Source organism: Flavobacterium sp. ASW18X, from assembly GCF_005144745.1.
Classification (GTDB): Bacteria; Bacteroidota; Bacteroidia; order Flavobacteriales; family Flavobacteriaceae; genus Croceivirga.
The window spans coordinates 229,517-246,735 of sequence record NZ_SWKK01000008.1 but is presented as its reverse complement, the minus strand read 5'-3'; the positions used below and the strand labels follow the sequence as shown (position 1 = coordinate 246,735).

Genomic DNA, 17,219 nt, shown 5'->3' with positions numbered 1-17,219 from the left:
ATTTTTTAAAATACCTTTAGCCTTAAATCGCCCAACGCAATTGGAACCAACATCAACAACAGCTACGATAGCCTTATCTGCATGGGTAATGGCTTATACATCTATATTCTTGCTTGGTGTTTCTAAAGCTGGTTTAAAAGGCCTTTCTATCTTTAATGTAACACTTTTAGCGCTTGCCTTTGGCGCAAAAGAATCTACAGGAATTTTAATGCCTTTGCTATTGGTGGGCGATATTATTGCGGTTATCTATTACAACAGGCATACACAATGGAAATACATTTTACAGTTTTTACCGTGGATGATTGCAGGAATACTTATTGGGGTATTAGTTGGGAAGGATTTACCTGAACGACAGTTTAAGATTGGGATGGTTTTTGTCATTTTTCTTAGCCTGGCTATATTACTTTATTGGGATAGACGTAAATCTAAAAGTGTACCAAAACATTGGACTTTTGCGGGGGGTGTTGGTATTCTAGCTGGTATTTGTACCATGATTGGTAATCTCGCTGGTGCATTTAGCAATATCTTTTTCCTAGCAATGAGATTGCCTAAAAACGAATTTGTAGGCACTGCAGCTTGGCTATTTCTGATTACGAATGCTTTTAAATTGCCTTTTCACATTTTTATTTGGAAAACTATTTCTTGGGAAAGTTTAATTATTGATTTAAAGCTATTACCGGCCATTTTTTTAGGCATGTTTTTGGGTATACGGCTGGTAAAAATAATTCAGGAAAAACATTACCGTAGATTTATACTAATTGTGACTGCCATTGGTGCAATTGCAATTTTACTAAGATAATTTGTTTACTTTCTTCTTCTATTAATAACATAGCTTAATCCAACTAATAAGGCTAAAAAAGGAGTAATCTAGACCTGTGCCTGAAACTTTTTTATTCCTTGGCAGGTATCTTCTATAACTATTTATTTTTGCTAAAGTTTTGTTAAGTAAATAATTATTTTTAGATTTATTTAACAAACAACAAAGGTATGTCTGCCAATCCAAAAAATGAACACCTAAGAATAATTATTGGAGCCTGCTTAATTGCATTTTCTATCTTAACCTTTGCTTTTTTAAACGGTTATGGAACGGAAATTAGAAAAGAAATAACCCATAGCGTTTTAAAACTTGTACCAGAACTAGACCAAGGTCTAGCACAATTATAACCCTTTCGTGATAGCTAAAACGAAAAAGTAAAGCCCCTTTGCCAATGCAAAGGGGTTTTTATTTAGTAATGTAGGTTTGCATTTGCGTCTAGTAATTTGCCCAATCTTTGCTTGCCAAAACGGTAGACGTTTCAATTTACCTACTTGGCACTGTCCAGTATTTTTTAAGTAATCTATTTTTTTCTACCTCTGGCACCCTGCTAAAACCATGTTTTTCGTAAAACCGAATTGCCCAAGATACATCCTTCCAAGTGCCAATTAAAACAGGTGTTTTGGCCATTTGTATTAAGTGATGCAATAACTTACCCCCAATACCTTTTTGTCTAGCTACTGTCCTTACATAGGCATGTCTAATTAGCGTAACATCTTCCATTAGCTGAATACCCATTACGCCCAGAATTTCACTTTCGTTTTGGTAATTATAAAATTTAACACCCTCTTTAATTTGCGCTTCTAGTTCCCCTTTAGACATATAAGGTTCTTTCCACCTGTCTTCTGGAATGATACCTTTATAGGCGATGGATGCATCGTTAATAATCTCTAATATGGTATCTTATTCTTTTACTACATTACTTTTAACAATCATGATTTCTTTAGTGGCTTTTGGTAAAAATAGAATTCCTAAAATATAAATGTCTAAATATTGTTTAGTTAAAACTATTTTAAACTATGAGACTTATTGTTCATTGGAATCAAACTTAGAACAGGGTTACCCCCTGCCTTTTTCCATCAGAGATGTTTAGTTGGAAAGTTTTTTTTACTAGTAAGCATTAGACCAAAATAAAAGCATTGTCCACCGCATCCAGTCCATCCACTGTAGTATGTAGAATTAATGCTACTGGCAATATTTTTATGAATTATAAATTGCAGGTAGCGAGGAAGGCTACCGATACATTTACCTCTATAATTTTTTTAAATAGTCTATCAAATCTTTTTCTTGATTAAAAACCATATCAAAAGCGCCGGCCAACATAGCATTTAATTTAGAGTCAATAAAAGCTGCTCTCATGTCTGTAAGAAGCCCAAGTATAATTTTGTCCGAATTATTTTGAACCTTTTGGTTATAAGCCATGCCCAGTTCAAAACATGCACCTTCATCTGGCACCCTTCCATCTAAAACAAACAAAAACACATCGGCTCTAGATACTTGTTCTACATCCAAATTAAAAATAGCTGTATTACGCTGTGATGGTGTCATCTCTTGATAAGGAGACTTGTCTAACTCCGCTCCGTCTCTTTGCGGTAAAAAGACATTAAAATCAAGGTTCTCTATCTGGCTACATAGGTAACTATTAAATTCTCTTTCCGCTTTATTAAAGAGTGGACCAGCAAAATATAGTGTCTTCAATGCTTTATAAGTTTGTTAAACCATATATTGACTGCTAAATTAAGGTGTACCGTCATTAAAAACGAAAGCCTTTATGGAATAAAATACCTTCTAAATAAGCCAAAAAATGAGAGCTTATTATTTACGATTATGAATGCTACGTTGTAAACTATTAAATACTAAAAAGGGAAAGCCTAATTTATTAAACCATCAAATATTTCTTTAAGTGCTTCTTCCATTTTTCCACTGGTATCTTTACCGCTCTGATTTGTGATAATAAACGCGGCTAAATCATGCTTAGGAATAACATAGATGTAACATTGAGACCTAGGTACACCTCCATGATGAAAATAATAGGTTCCTAACTTTTTATCAGAAGAATTTATATTCCAAAAATAGGAGAGTCCAAACTCGTTATCAAATTGCACCAAAGATTTGTGAGATTCTTTTACCACCGAATTATTCTTCAATTGAAATTTTATAAATTTCATCATATCAACCACGGTGGATTTAACATTACCAGATGCTCCCCACGGTAGTCTTGGCATTACTGGAGCTATATTTCTATTATCTGTATGGTACCCAACTGCCAAATGGCGCAGCTCATCTTTCTTAAGGCTAATTTTAGTGCTGTTCATCCCGATTTCATCAGTAAGAAAAGTGACCAACAAATCTTCATAGGTAGTTTGGTATTCTTTCTCCAAGATATGCGCAGTTAATTCTGTTCCCATACTGGAATAGGAGTATTGAAGGCCTGGGTTTATATCTGTCTTAATTAAATAAAGGTCTTCTAGAAAATGGGTCTTGTTGTAATTACTCAAAATCTTATTTATCCTTAATGGAGTTTCATGATTAAGAAAATCTTCTAGAACAGGATTTAACTCTAAAGGCAGCATGTTAGGTAAGCCGCTAGAATGCGTTAACAAATGCTTTAATTTTATCGGGGGGGTTTGCTCTACTAGTTTTGGGTATTCTTTATCTAAATACGTAACAACTTCATCTTCTATACTTAATTTATTTTCTAAAACAGCATTTGCTATAAGTGTTCCTGTAAGCACTTTACTTAGAGAACCAATTTCATAAATAGTTTCATCAGAAGGCGGTTTTAACTTGCCTTTTTCTAATTCGCCATAATGGCCTATATACGCTTTACCCTTATGATAAATTGCAATAGAACCAGAATTGATTAAAGGTTTATTTACCATTTTTACCATGGCACTATCAATCAACGCTTTAAATTCCATTCTTTTATCTGGCTTTTTGGTACAACCTACTATTGCAACCAATACAACCAATACAGTGTGTTTCATCATTTTTAAGGAAATTACATAAAGGCGTAAGCCCATAGTAAACAGGTATCTATAATTAAATTTTTTGATTAACCTTTTTAAATAGTTTAGAGTTAGAAATCTCTATAAGTGTAACTCTTATGTATAATTTTCCACGAACCTTTATATTTTAGGAGTAAAAAGTAATCGGTAAAGATTCTAAAGTTTGGTATAACAATCTCTGCCTTAGCGATTGCTGTATTATGTTCAAAATCAATAGAAATAACTCGTCCAATTCTTTTTGATTTTTCCCCGATTTTAATTTTACTAATATAATCCTCGCCCCTCCAAACTTGTAAACTATCTTGTTCAGTAACGGAATAGAGATTAAAATCTGGATGAAAGGCCTGTTTTACTTTTTCTGGTTCGCCATTGGCAGTTCCATCAATATAAAGAAAGATAGTTCTGTTTATTTTTTCAATTTCAGACAAGGAAGTATCTCCTTGTGCAAAGGAGTTGTACTGAAGAAATACCAGTAAAAGAATTAACGTAGTTCTCATAATTAAAATTTTTCTCAAATTTCACTAACCACGCTAATTCTAAGGTGGCAATAGATAAATTGATAGTACGTTTTTATAAAATTACACTATCTGGCATTCCTCTTTTGATACTCCAAGGGGGTTAGCCCTGTTACTTTTTTAAAGGCTTTAAAGAATGTAGATTTAGAATTAAATCCACTATCATAACCTATACTTTCCATGGTATAATTATGTTTAACTACAAGATATTCTTTAGCCTTCTCCACCCTTAATTCATTTATAAACCTATTAAAAGATTTTCCTTTCTGTTCATTAAGATATTGACTTAAGGTATGTTTTGTTATTTTAATGCCACTAGCAAACTCACTCAGTGTAATGTTTGGTTTTAAAAATAACTCCTTATCTATAAGGATTGAGATGGAATTTTCAATTTCTCTAGCTTTTTCTTGTGTTATTGTTTTGTTATTGTATTTCTCTTTTTGTTTAAAAAACAACAAAGTCTTACTCACGTTTAACGCTAATAGTAAGCCAATGATATAGAGTATAAATGTAAATGAAATAGCCCCTACAATATAGGAAGTATACGCTCCAAAAATATACGCTAACCAAATAAAGGTGATTCCAAAATAGACACTTAAACACCATAAATCTGTCCTGGATAACCCCTTTAAGGCTTTATAATTTTTAAGAATAGGTTTAATAAATTTGAAAGAAGTAGCCAGATAAATAAACCACTGCAAGTAGATTGCTTTCATCACCCATTTACTCCAATATTCGCTATACGCTGTGTAAGGCCAAATAGTCCCAACAACAATAATTATTACTAAAAAAGGTATGCAGTGAATATGCCAACGAGGTTTTTTAATCATGTACATACTCTTTAAATACATGTACAACAATGGGCCTATTAATATACAGGCTGATATGCCTAATTGCAGGAAGATAGTTGACAATTGCGGATTAAAATAGAAGAAAATAGACTTGGTAACCCGGATGGTTACCATTAATAGTAAGAAGGATAAAAAGTAATTTGGGTATTGTTGTTGTCTTGCAATTATAAAAAAATATATGCTAACAATTAATCCGTTAAATGCGCCTAAAGCACTAAAAAATATAAGTATTTGATTATCAAAATTCAAACTGCCGTCTTATGATTAAAATATTTATTATTACTAATGCACATTCTAAAATTACTGCAAAAATAGGGTCTCATTATTTTATCTTAGTATAAAGGACGGTGAAATAGGCAAGGCTATCCATCTTTTACAAGTTCTTGTACTTGGTCTTGTTGCTAAAATTATAAATCCCAAGGATTAGCCTACGCTATCTTTCCATACAATAAATTCTTGTTCTGAGCTCTCAATGGTTCGTGTATGGCTTGTTGGGTTGAATCCGAGAGGATTTTCCGCCGTAATCAAAAGATCGTTTTATTGAACTTTTGGTTTTATTATATCTTTCCAGTATTCTTCAATCTTATCTTCAGTAATCACGCCTTTCAAATCGTCATTTAGAATATGATTTATATTGTTGTTGCTTAGGAAAATCGAAATCCTTTTCAACTCATCTTTATCTCCGCTTATCTCTATTTTTGGCATCCTTTTTTTGAACTTTAATGATATGGCAAGGAATCAATCACACTTCCACAGGTTAACATAGCATCACCATAATAGGGATTACGGATTTCTTCTTCCATACTTAGCCATACTGCACCCTCATTGTCATTGGCCATTGGACATTTTTGAACGTAAAGGGTATCATCCAAACCTTCGAGGTTCATTACTATTGCGACCAAGTTTTCATTGAGTACAACGAAATGACTGCGTTGGTTTTCCAAATCGGAATTTTTTGCTATGGCATCTAGTATTTCAATACTTTTGGATAAATGGGACCTAAGCATTTTGTCTAGATTTGTTTGAGTAATCGCCTTCAATTTTTCGGAAGTTGCTTTCGCGAAAGCGGAAACTTTTTCAGCATCACTGGCTACCAACGCATCTTTGAGTTCAAGGTATGAGGGCAAAGCTTTCACAAACTGTTCTTGAAAAGAAGTTGAAAGTGATAGTTCCATTGCCATCATTTTTTTATTTTCTTCAGCACTTTGATTCATCATCGATTTCTTGCCCTGTAATTGGGCGGCGGCATCTACGGTAAAGGTGCCATTGGTCACGATTTCATCACCGTTTTCTAAACCCGATGCAACTGTAAACATATCGCCATTGCGATTGCCGAGCGTTACTTCCCGCATTTCAAAAACAGGCTCGGAAGGATTAGTTTTGATGTACACCAAAGACCTTTCACCCGTCCACATTACTGCACTTGCGGGTATGGTCAGGTTCGATTCTGTTTTTGCCTTTGTTCCTTCAACTTTACCAGTGACGAACATTCCAGGTTTTAGCAATCCATCGCTGTTTTGAAGGTTGGCACGAACGGTTACAGTTCGCGTTTGGGTATTGAGAACAGGGTCTATAAATGAAACTGTTGCATCGAATTCCTCATTAGGATAGGCGTTGGTAGTGACCTTAATCTTTTGACCTTTTTTGAATTCTGAAATCTGGTTCTCGTAGGCATCAAATTCTGCCCACACGCTTTTCAGGTTACTGACTTTTGCAATAGGCTGTCCTTGCTTTACATAGTCACCTTCGGCAACCATCTTTTCTGAAACCGTTCCCGATACAGTAGCATAAATCGGAAAGTTTTCTTTGACTTTTCCTGATTCCTCAATACTATTAATTTGGGCTTCCGAAAGTTTCCAAAGTTTCAGTTTGTTGCGTACTGCCTTGTATAGTGAGGGTTGCGATTCCTTGAGTGAGGCGGCCGTTATCAGTTCTTGCTGTGCGGCAATGAGATTAGGCGCGTATATGGTAGCCAACAATTGCCCTTTTCGTACATCCTGACCTTCAAAGTTGACGTTGAGGCGCTCAATCCTACCATCAAAATAACTGGCCTGCACCGCATTTTCTTCTTCATTCATTTTAATCTTTCCAGAAAGGGATATCATATCCTCATCATTTGTGGAAGCATTGCCCACGATGGATGTTTGGATGTTAGCCAGTGCCATTGCATTCTTGGTCATCTTAATCTCGTTCATTGCCAGTCCGTCAGCACCCGATTCCGCAGGAATTAAATCCATCCCGCAAATAGGGCAGTCGCCCGGTTCGGGCTGCATAATCTGAGGGTGCATAGAGCAGGTCCACATCTGACCTTCAGCTTCTGTGGAATGGTCGTGTTTATCTGTCATAGATTCTTCTGACGAGCCACCGAAAATAAGCCAACCACCAAGCAGTCCGACAACGGCTGCAATAGGGATATAAATGATATTCTTATTCATCTGTTTATTTCTTATTGTATTTCATAGGTCAGATGTAATTCGCCATTAATAATCTCAGTAAAAATCAAGATTTGTTATGGCTCATTTCATAGATTGTTATTTTTCGTTCTGTAATCGTTCAATCATTTCTTTCATTTCGGCAATTTCCCTGCGCTGGGCACTAATGATTTCTTCGGCTAGTTTTTTGACCTCTGGATCTTTGATATCCGCACGTTCACTGGTCAAAATTGCTATAGAATGGTGGGGTATCATCGCTTTCATCCATAGAACATCGCCTACAGTAGATTTTTGGTCGCGAACCAAAAACAATGCTCCCAAGAATAGAATCAAACTACCCAATAAAATGGCCATGTTTTTTTTCTTGTCGGTATACATTTTGCGCATAAAGAACCACATAATCACAGCCATTGTAGAAATACCTAAACAAACCATATAAAAACGCGTTAAACTGAACCGTACGTGGTCGAATTCATAGGTATTGAGATACATCGTGATGTACATTGCTACAAATGAGCAACCGAGCATAATGAAGAAGGTTTTGTAGTTTCCTTTGTTTTCGTGTTCTTTAGAATTTTCCATTTTTTTGAATTTTCAGTGTTATTTGATTCTCTTTTTTATTTTTCTGATTGTGGATGAGCTGATGTACCATAGCGAAAATCCGCTCAACACGGTAATCAATCCTAGCAGGGAAAAGGCACGTAGAACAATAGTGTTGAAATCGTCCCGACTTTCATAGTCCATCGTATGGGTCATCCACAGAAAATCGAACCAGCGCCAATCCCGATGGCGTAGCGTTTGAAACGCCCCATCTTTTTCCGAAACATAGGCCTTGATATTTTCAGGCGTTTCATAACTTATGACATAGGCCGGAAGCGGTCTGCCACGATACTCACTATGGCTACCCACTTGCTCGATGCGTTCTATGCCTTTCACTTGAAGTTCAGGTAGCATATTCCGTTCAGCGATTTTAAGGGCTTCATTTTCTGAAATCGCTTTCTTTTCTTTGCCTGTCTTGGCATCAAAAAGCTTTTTGTCATTAATCCAGTAGAACGGCTTACCATCAATTTCCCTAAGTTCTACTGAAACTATCGCTTCTTCAAGATTTACCTCGGATGGACTTATCAAATCTGTAAAAGCAGATGGCTCTATCGGGTCTTGCCGAAACTGGTCACCGTGTATTTCGTCAATGTCCGTCCAACTGAAATACATACCGCTTATCGTCCACAACAAGAACTGGATGCCCAAGAAGATGCCCAGGTAGCGGTGTGCCTTTCTAATTTTAATCGCTGTTTTCCTTTTTACCATATCATTTAATCAATGTTTGAACTTTTAAGCCTAAGCGAATTGGCTATGACCGAAACCGAACTGAAGCTCATCGCCAAGGCAGCTATCATTGGGGAAAGTAAAATCCCGAAAAATGGATATAGCAATCCCGCAGCAATGGGTATTCCCAAGGTGTTGTAAATCATCGCAAAAAATAGGTTCTGCTTAATGTTTCGCATTACCACATCGCTAAGGTTTCGCGCTTTAACGATACCGTGCAAATCGCCCTTTACCAAGGTAATGGATGCACTTTCTATGGCTACATCGGTACCCGTTCCCATTGCGATACCCACATCGCTTTTTGCCAAAGCCGGTGCATCGTTGATACCGTCACCCGCCATAGCAACGACTTTTCCGTTTTCTTGTAGTTTTTCAACTTCCTGCAGCTTGTTTTCGGGAAGCATTCCCGCCTGAAAGTCCGAAAGATTGAGTTCGTTCGCCACGGCCTTTGCCGTATCGTAGTTGTCGCCCGTGAGCATAATCACATCAATTCCCTTTTCCTGTAATTCCTTGATGGCCTTGGCACTCGTTTCCTTGATTTTATCACCAATTACCACATAACCGACAATGTTTCCATCAATAGCGAGATAGGAAACGGTTTTGCCCTGCTTTTGGAAGGATTGGGCTTTTTCCTGCATAGTTTCCAACAACCCGGCATTGGCGTGTTCCATCATCTTGGCATTGCCCAGCGCCACGTCCTTGCCGTTGACCTTGCCTTCCACACCTTTTCCGGTTACGGCATTGAACCCGTCGGTTTTTAGAAATTCGGCATTTTGTTCTTTGCCGTATTTGAGGGTAGCTTCGGCCAGAGGATGTTCACTTTGGTTGTTCAGCGAAACAATGTATTGCAGGACTTCGCTATCGCTGAAACCGTTATCAAAAGACCCCACTTTTTCCACCGTGGGTTTTCCTTCGGTGATTGTTCCCGTTTTATCCACGATGAGGGTATCTACCTTATCCATCTTTTCGAGGGCTTCGGCATTTTTAATGAGCACCCCATTCTGTGCGCCTTTACCAACACCGACCATCACGGACATAGGCGTTGCCAATCCCAAAGCACAGGGACAAGCTATAATCAAAACGGCAATAGCATTGACTAGGGCATACACATAAGCTGGTTCTGGTCCCCAAATTGCCCAAATCCCAAAAGTGATAATAGCTATGATGACCACGATGGGCACAAAATAACCTGAAACCGTATCGGCCAATTTTTGGATGGGCGCACGGCTACGACTGGCATCATTGACCATCTGGATAATTTGGGAAAGCAAGGTATCCGACCCCACCTTTTCCGCTTTCATCAAAAAAAACTGATTGCCATTTATCGTTCCGCTACTGACCTTGTCGCCAACATTTTTGTTCACAGGAATGGGTTCGCCCGTTATCATCGATTCATCGATGGAAGTTTCGCCTTCGGTGATAATACCGTCAACAGGAATCTTATCGCCCGGTTTTACCCGAAGGATGTCACCTAACTGAATCTTGTCTATGGCCACTTCCTGTTCTTCACCATCCACAACTTTAACGGCCTTATTAGGTGCCAACTTTAATAGCTCTTTGACCGCCGAATTGGTCTTGCTATGGGCTCGGGCTTCCAAAAGTTGGCCAAGCAAAACTAACGTGAGAATGACCGTTGCCGCTTCAAAATAAACGTGAACGGTGCCTGCTTCAGTCTTGAACTGGTCGGGGAAAAAGTCTGGTACGAGCATCCCGAACACACTGAACAACCAAGCCACACCAGCACCGATACCAATAAGTGTGAACATATTGAGGTTCCAGGTTGCAATACTGCGGTAGGCACGCTCGAAGAACATCCATGTGGCATAGAAAACCACGGGAATGGAAAGTGCGAATTGAATCCAGTTCCAATATTTCAGTTCCAGAAAATTGTACAGCGGATTGTTACTGACCATTTCCGACATTGCAATGATGAAAATGGGCAGTGTAAAGGCCGTGGCTATCCAAAACTTTTTGAGCAGTTTTTTATAAGTCTTTTCCTCTGCGGACAGGTCAAGTTCCATAGGTACCAAGTCCATTCCACAGACAGGGCAATCACCTGGTTGGTCATAGGTTTTATCGCCTTCACAGTGCATTGGGCAGTAAAACGTTCCTGTTCCTTTGTCTTTTGGCTTTTCTTTTTTTGGTTTCGTTGAAGCAGATTTTTCTTTATGATGATGTTCGCCTAGTTCGTGAATACTATACGAACCACCATCTTGCTTTAGTGCTTCCTGAAATGTTTCGATAGAAATATGTGATTCCATCTCAATGGTCGCTTCGGCTTCTTCCAAATTAACCGATGCATTAGCCACACCATCAACTTTAGAAAGGGTTTTCTCGACGTGGGTTCTACAGCCGTTGCAGATCATTCCGTGTATGTGATAGGTGTGTTTCATATCATTATTTTATGGTTTCCGCCACCTTTCCACATTTAAGCATTTTATCACCGAAATAAGGGTTGCGGATTTCTTTATCCGTTGATAGCCAATAACCACCTTCATTATTAAATGCCATTGGACAATATTGTTTATAGACTTCGCCAGAAGAAATCGACGCATGCACTAGTTCCGTCAATTTTTCTGTGACATCAGAAAACAAAGTGCGTTGCACCTCTATATCATTGGTTTCAGCAATTTTTGACAGCATTTCTTTCAATGCGCCATCACCCGTATTTTCCATCAACATTTTCGCACCCGATTGGGCTTCGTTGATATCCGAATTAACAAGAGCGGTCTTAAGGTGGATATAGTGCTGAAATTGCGCATCTATTTCGCTATCATTAAAGGCCAACTTTGAAGTTTCGGTTGTCATTTCCTCTTTAGCCTTGATTCCACTATCGGTTTTAGGCTCATTTTTACAGGCAATCGCAGTTACGATTATAACCATCATTGAAATTGTTCTGAAAAGTGTTTTGCCCACTTTGTTTGTTTTAAGGTGTTCGTGCATTTTTGTTTTCATTGTTTTCGTTTTTAAATTATTGATTTATTAAATAGTTCACAATCGCGGACTGTGCATAATATGTCCGCACCGATTCGATTTGGTTCATTTGAAATTTCAACTGCAATTCTTGAATGTCCAGCACATCCTTAAAATCGATAATTCCGGTCACATAACTTTTTATCAAGATTTCCTCTGCATCTTTAGCCTGTTTTAGGTTCTTTTTCTGGGTATTAAACTGGATACGGGCTTGATTGCGTTGCGATGTTGCTTTCGCGAAAGCGGTTTCCAAGGTGTTTAACCGTTCATTTTTCTTAGATTCAATTTCCAGTTGCTTCAGTTCGTTCTGCTTGGAAATCGAGGAATAGCGGTTGTTGAAAATAGGTATGGACAGCGATACCATTGGCATCACGATATCCTTGCCGTTATCGCCAAAGGTCATATCAGGCCGTTCGGAAACGGGTACATAGTCCAATCCAAAACCGATGTTCGGCGCACTTTCTTTCTGGTTGAGTAATTCGGATTGTTCGATGGATTCGTAAAGTCTATCGTACTTGATCAGTTCTGGATTGTGTGCCAAGCTTTCTTTGCCATACTTCGGATCTTCCGTCGGGATGCTCATTTCTTGAACAACTTCCACGGGGATATTTTCCTTTCGGTTCAGCAGATTGTTGAAGCTGGCCTGTTCTGCCAAATATTCTTCTTGCAGGACTTCCTTTTGCTGTTGCAGTTCGTTCTGACGAATTTGCAATCGTAGAACATCGACAGCAGAGGCCTTCCCCACTTCCACAGAGGTCAACGCCAGCCGTTCGTAGGTTTCTAAGAGTTGGATGTTTTCGTTCAATACATCCAGTTTCGCCTTGTTGGCATACAATTGATAATAGGATTGGGCGACCGAAAGTGCCAGTTTTCGCTTGGCAATGGCAATTTCTACAAACTCGGTTTCGGCCATTGAGCTGGCATAGTTTTCCCTTGCCGTTATCGTTCCGAACCAAGGCAACATCTGCGAAATTGAAAATCGTGCACGTTGCGCACCCGTTCGGGTTTCGGGCTCGCTTACAAAGTATCCTGCGCTTACCACAGTATTAGGTAGCGTATTGACCTCGTTTACCTTTTCTTCGGCGATGTTGTATCGCAGTTCGTATGCTTGGATAACGGGATTGTTTCTTTCTGCTTCCTGAATATAGGATTGTAATTCCTGTGCTTTTGCGAAAGCGGAAACAAGCAATAATCCGATGATGATTTTTACATTTTTCATTTGCTTGCTCGTTTAAGTTGGTATTCTTCCCGCCAGCTATACAATACGGGCAACAGGAAATATGAGGTAACATCAATGAGCATCCCGCCCACAATAGGGATGGCCATCGGAATCATAATATCGCTTCCCTTTCCGGTGGATGTAAGTACGGGCAACAAGGCAAGAACAGTCGTTACGGTCGTCATCAAACAGGGACGGATACGCTTGGCGGCCGCTTCAAGGGTAGCTTGACGAATGCCCAGTTTGTCATTCGGTTTTTCCTTCTTAAAACTCTGGTCGAGATAGGTTGCCATCACCACACCGTCATCCGTAGCAATTCCAAAAAGGGCTATAAATCCTACCCAAACCGCAACGCTCAGGTTGATGGTCTTGATATTGAACAGTTCACGTAGGTTTTCACCGAACAAACTGAAATTGAGAAACCAGTCCTGACCGTACAGCCAAATCATTACGAAACCACCCGCAAATGCAACCGCAATGGCGGTAAACACCATCAATGAGGTGGTGACCGATTTGAACTGGAAGTATAAAATGAGGAATATGATAATCAGACAGAGGGGAACTACGATTGATAGTGTTTTCTCGGCTCGCAACTGGTTTTCATAGGTTCCGGTGAACTTATAGCTGATGCCCTTGGGAACGGTCAGTTCACCATTTTCTATTTTGTCCTTAATCAAGGCTTGGGCATTTTCCACCACATCCACTTCGGCAAATCCATCCAGCTTATCGAAAAGCACGTAACCTACCAAGAAAGTGTCCTCACTTTTGATGACCTGTGGCCCTTGCTCATAGCGGATATCCACGAGTTCGCCAAGGGGAACGGGGCTTCCTTTTTCCACGGGAACGTATATGTTCTTTAGGTCGGTCGGGTTATCACGCAATTCGCGAGGGTAGCGCACCCGAACGGCATATCGTTCACGTCCCTCAACAGTCTGGGTCAGCGGCATCCCACCAACAGCCACTTCCAGGATTTCCTGTACGTCCATAATCGAGATACCGTAACGTGCCAACTTTTCCCGTTTTATATCGACCAACAGATAGGGCTTGCCCACGATACGGTCAGCAAATACCGCCTGTTCTTTTACCCCTTCAACTTGCTTTAAGATATCTTCGAGTTCCAATCCAAATGCTTCGATTTCACGTAGGTCCTGTCCTTTGACCTTTATGCCCATTGGTGCGCGCATACCCGTTTGCAGCATTACCAATCGTGTTTCTATAGGCTGCAGTTTTGGGGCGGAAGTAATACCGGGAAGTTTAGTGACCCTGACGATTTCGTTCCAAATATCATCGGGACTTTCGATTTCAGGTCGCCAGTTGCGATAGTATTCACCATCATCATCGGGAATCAATTCGTTTCTTGTAACAGACGTTTGTAATTGGGATGCCTCATAATTGGCATTGTTTTCTACATGGTTGTTCGGATTGATATGGAACTTTTCATTTTTCAATAGAAACAGTCCATCATCGTTTACCCGATAGCGTTGTCGTTCCCCTGAGGCATTGCGCATATATTCAGACTTGTACTGAATCATGTTTTCGTACATTGATAGCGGTGCCGGGTCAAGTGCTGATTCGGTGCGACCTGCCTTCCCTACCACCGTTTCGATTTCAGGAATAGTGGCCACGGCCATATCCAATTGTTGCAAAACCCTCTTATTTTCCTCTACGCCTGAGTGCGGTAGCGAGGTGGGCATCAACAGGAAAGATCCTTCGTTGAGTGCTGGCATAAATTCCTTGCCTATGTTGCGCATAATGAAAAAACCGAGAACCAGCAATGTGGTGGGAATTATCAAGAACAGCAATCTGTTTTGCAGTGCCCACCTTAAGATGCTATCATAGTATTTTCTGAGTAGCGAAAAGATGCCCAGAACGCCAAAACAGCTTACCGCTACAAAAATGAGGTTCATAATCAAGCTGCGGTCGAAACCGAGCGGTCGCCAGTATTCAGCCAATAGGAACACTACTGCAATTGTGGCGATAGCCGTATTGATGAGATTTTTTTGCTTTCGCGGAAGCGAAACACGAATTGATAGAATGGCAACCGTGCCAAAACCGACGAGTGACACAGCAATCCAATAACCGAAGACCACGGCGGTGATTCCCAAAAAGATTAAAAGTCCATTGAGTGCATATTTGAGCCGTTCCCGCATTTCGGTTTTTCTAAAAAATGTTGCGGCAAAGGGTGGTATTAAAAACAGCGCAATAACTAGTGCTGCGGCCAAAGCCATTGTTTTGGTAAAGGCCAACGGTCGGAAGAGTTTTCCTTCTGCACCTACCATTGTGAACACGGGAAGGAAACTGATTATCGTAGTCAATACCGCAGTAACGATGGCACCAGAAACTTCGGAGGTGGCATTATAAATGATTTCATTTGTGGTATAAGGCTGACCTCTCTTATTTACCCGCAAGTCTTCGTCTTCCAGATGGCGAATCATATTTTCGGCGAGGATGACCCCGACATCTACCATCGTACCAATGGCTATGGCAATACCTGAAAGTGCCACGATATTTGCATCCACATTATAGAGCTTCATCGTGATAAAGACCATCAACACCGCCACAGGCAATAATCCTGAAATTAAAATCGACGCCCTAAGATTGAACACCATTATAATGATAACCAAAATGGTAATAAGGATTTCCATTGTGAGGGCCTCCTTGAGCGTACCCAAAGTTTCCTGAATAAGTTCGGTACGGTCATAAAAGGGAACGATGGTGACTTGTGAGGTTCGACCGTCGGCCAATTCCTTAGTGGGAAGTCCCGAACTTAATTCATCTATTTGGTCTTTAACATTATTGATGACTTCCATAGGATTGGCACCATAGCGTGCTACCACCACACCGCCCACGACTTCGGCACCTTCCTTGTCCAAAATGCCTCGACGAGTTGCAGGGCCCAAGTGGACCTTACCGACATCTTTAATTAAAAGAGGTGTAAAATTTTCGGAATCAACAACTGCATTTTCTATATCGGCAATGGATTTTACATACCCAAGACCCCGTATTAGATACTCGGCCTTGTTCATTTCCAAAGTCTGGGCACCGATGTCCTGATTGCTTTCCTTTACAGCTTTTACGACATCGGCCAAACCAATGTTGTATTGCCGCATCTTTTCTGGTTCAACATCCACTTGATATTCTTGAACGTAACCCCCTATTGAAGCCACTTCTGATATACCATTAGCAGAAGAGAGCGCATATTTAACGTAGTAATCCTGTATGCTACGTAATTCCTGTAAATCCCATCCGCCAGTGACATTCCCATCCTTATCACGGCCCTCCAAGGTGTACCAGAAAATTTGACCCAATCCCGTGGCATCCGGACCCAGGACGGGATTGACACCATTGGGTAACAGGCCGCTGGGAAGCGAGTTGAGTTTTTCAAGAATATGGCTTCGTGACCAATAGAATTCGATGTCCTCTTCAAAAATGATATAGATACTCGAAAACCCGAACATCGAGGAACTACGTATAGTTTTGACACCTGGTATTCCTATTAATGAAGTGGTAAGTGGATAAGTGATTTGGTCCTCGATATCCTGCGGAGAACGCCCTTGCCATTTGGTAAAAATAATCTGTTGGTTTTCGCCAATATCCGGTATGGCATCCACGGCCACAGGGTCATTGGGAAATATTCCAGTATCCCAGTTGAAAGGTGCGTTTACAATACCCCAACCAACGAAAAGGGCGAGCATCAGTACCGCAACGAGCTTGTTTTCTATAAGGTATTTAATGCCTTTGTTCAGCATATAAAATGATTATTAGACAGTTATACAATGGTGGTCTTGGTGCAATTCTGAAAGTTGAATACAACAAAACGTGCCCAGAATCCCGCATGTGAGGAACAGGTCTGAAAAGGTTACTGTCTTAAAATCAAATTAAATAGGTCTCGTAAAGTATCTGGACGTCCCGTTCTATAAAGGGGGGAGAGTAATCCTTAGTTGGAATAACTTTATCGCCAAGTCCCTCGAAAAGATTTATGTAGGAGAAGAAGAATGTTGCAACGAACGTCTGTTGCTCAAAATTAAGTTTGTCAAATGATGTTTTAAGGTCGTCGCTAGCTTCCTTTAGGATTTTTTGG

At 39.9% G+C, this 17,219-nt stretch carries 15 protein-coding genes; 2 read left to right on the top strand and 13 right to left on the bottom strand.

Annotated features, from left to right (window positions below; translation table 11 throughout):
* Positions 1–88: 88 nt before the first annotated feature.
* Positions 89–799 carry a sulfite exporter TauE/SafE family protein gene (locus tag FBT53_RS06530; RefSeq protein ID WP_136950605.1) on the top strand — a complete coding sequence of 237 codons (711 nt, stop codon included), beginning with the start codon at positions 89–91 and terminating at the stop codon, positions 797–799.
* A 188-nt stretch (positions 800–987) separates the two neighbouring features.
* Positions 988–1,164, top strand: a complete 177-nt coding sequence (locus FBT53_RS16080) for a hypothetical protein (RefSeq protein ID WP_169630327.1) — start codon at positions 988–990, stop codon at positions 1,162–1,164.
* A gap of 136 nt (positions 1,165–1,300) precedes the next feature.
* Here FBT53_RS16080 and FBT53_RS06525 read toward each other — a convergent pair whose 3' ends face one another.
* The 13 genes from FBT53_RS06525 to FBT53_RS06470 all read right to left on the bottom strand — a co-directional run bounded on the left by FBT53_RS06525 (position 1,301) and on the right by FBT53_RS06470 (position 16,887).
* Positions 1,301–1,666, bottom strand: coding sequence for a GNAT family N-acetyltransferase (locus FBT53_RS06525; protein WP_255578246.1), 366 nt, complete (start codon positions 1,664–1,666; stop codon positions 1,301–1,303).
* Between the two features lie 399 nt (positions 1,667–2,065).
* Positions 2,066–2,512, bottom strand: coding sequence for a nucleoside 2-deoxyribosyltransferase (locus tag FBT53_RS06520; protein ID WP_136950358.1), 447 nt, complete (start codon positions 2,510–2,512; stop codon positions 2,066–2,068).
* A gap of 173 nt (positions 2,513–2,685) precedes the next feature.
* Positions 2,686–3,801, bottom strand: coding sequence for a serine hydrolase (locus tag FBT53_RS06515; RefSeq protein WP_205729024.1), 1,116 nt, complete (start codon positions 3,799–3,801; stop codon positions 2,686–2,688).
* 92 nt (positions 3,802–3,893) lie between these two features.
* Positions 3,894–4,319 (bottom strand): nuclear transport factor 2 family protein, encoded by a 426-nt coding sequence (locus FBT53_RS06510; protein WP_136950357.1) that lies wholly within the window; start codon positions 4,317–4,319, stop codon positions 3,894–3,896.
* An 86-nt stretch (positions 4,320–4,405) separates the two neighbouring features.
* A complete protein-coding gene (locus FBT53_RS06505) occupies positions 4,406–5,167 on the bottom strand; it encodes an AraC family transcriptional regulator (protein ID WP_169630326.1) in 762 nt (253 codons plus the stop codon).
* 558 nt (positions 5,168–5,725) lie between these two features.
* On the bottom strand, positions 5,726–5,893 hold the full coding sequence (locus tag FBT53_RS16075; protein ID WP_169630325.1) for a hypothetical protein: 168 nt from the start codon (positions 5,891–5,893) through the stop codon (positions 5,726–5,728).
* 14 nt (positions 5,894–5,907) lie between these two features.
* Positions 5,908–7,623 carry an efflux RND transporter periplasmic adaptor subunit gene (locus FBT53_RS06500; protein ID WP_136950355.1) on the bottom strand — a complete coding sequence of 572 codons (1,716 nt, stop codon included), beginning with the start codon at positions 7,621–7,623 and terminating at the stop codon, positions 5,908–5,910.
* Positions 7,624–7,719: 96 nt separating this feature from the next.
* On the bottom strand, positions 7,720–8,202 hold the full coding sequence (locus tag FBT53_RS06495; protein ID WP_136950354.1) for a DUF305 domain-containing protein: 483 nt from the start codon (positions 8,200–8,202) through the stop codon (positions 7,720–7,722).
* 18 nt (positions 8,203–8,220) lie between these two features.
* Positions 8,221–8,928, bottom strand: coding sequence for a hypothetical protein (locus tag FBT53_RS06490; RefSeq protein ID WP_136950353.1), 708 nt, complete (start codon positions 8,926–8,928; stop codon positions 8,221–8,223).
* Positions 8,929–8,933: 5 nt separating this feature from the next.
* Complete coding sequence (locus tag FBT53_RS06485; RefSeq protein WP_136950352.1) at positions 8,934–11,339, bottom strand: heavy metal translocating P-type ATPase; 2,406 nt, start codon at positions 11,337–11,339, stop codon at positions 8,934–8,936.
* 4 nt (positions 11,340–11,343) lie between these two features.
* Entirely contained in the window at positions 11,344–11,901 is a 558-nt protein-coding gene (locus FBT53_RS06480; RefSeq protein WP_136950351.1) for a DUF3347 domain-containing protein, read from the bottom strand.
* A gap of 16 nt (positions 11,902–11,917) precedes the next feature.
* Entirely contained in the window at positions 11,918–13,138 is a 1,221-nt protein-coding gene (locus tag FBT53_RS06475) for a TolC family protein (protein WP_136950350.1), read from the bottom strand.
* Positions 13,135–16,887 (bottom strand): efflux RND transporter permease subunit, encoded by a 3,753-nt coding sequence (locus FBT53_RS06470; protein ID WP_136950349.1) that lies wholly within the window; start codon positions 16,885–16,887, stop codon positions 13,135–13,137. The genes FBT53_RS06475 and FBT53_RS06470 overlap by 4 nt, the downstream gene beginning before the upstream one ends.
* Positions 16,888–17,219: the final 332 nt, after the last annotated feature.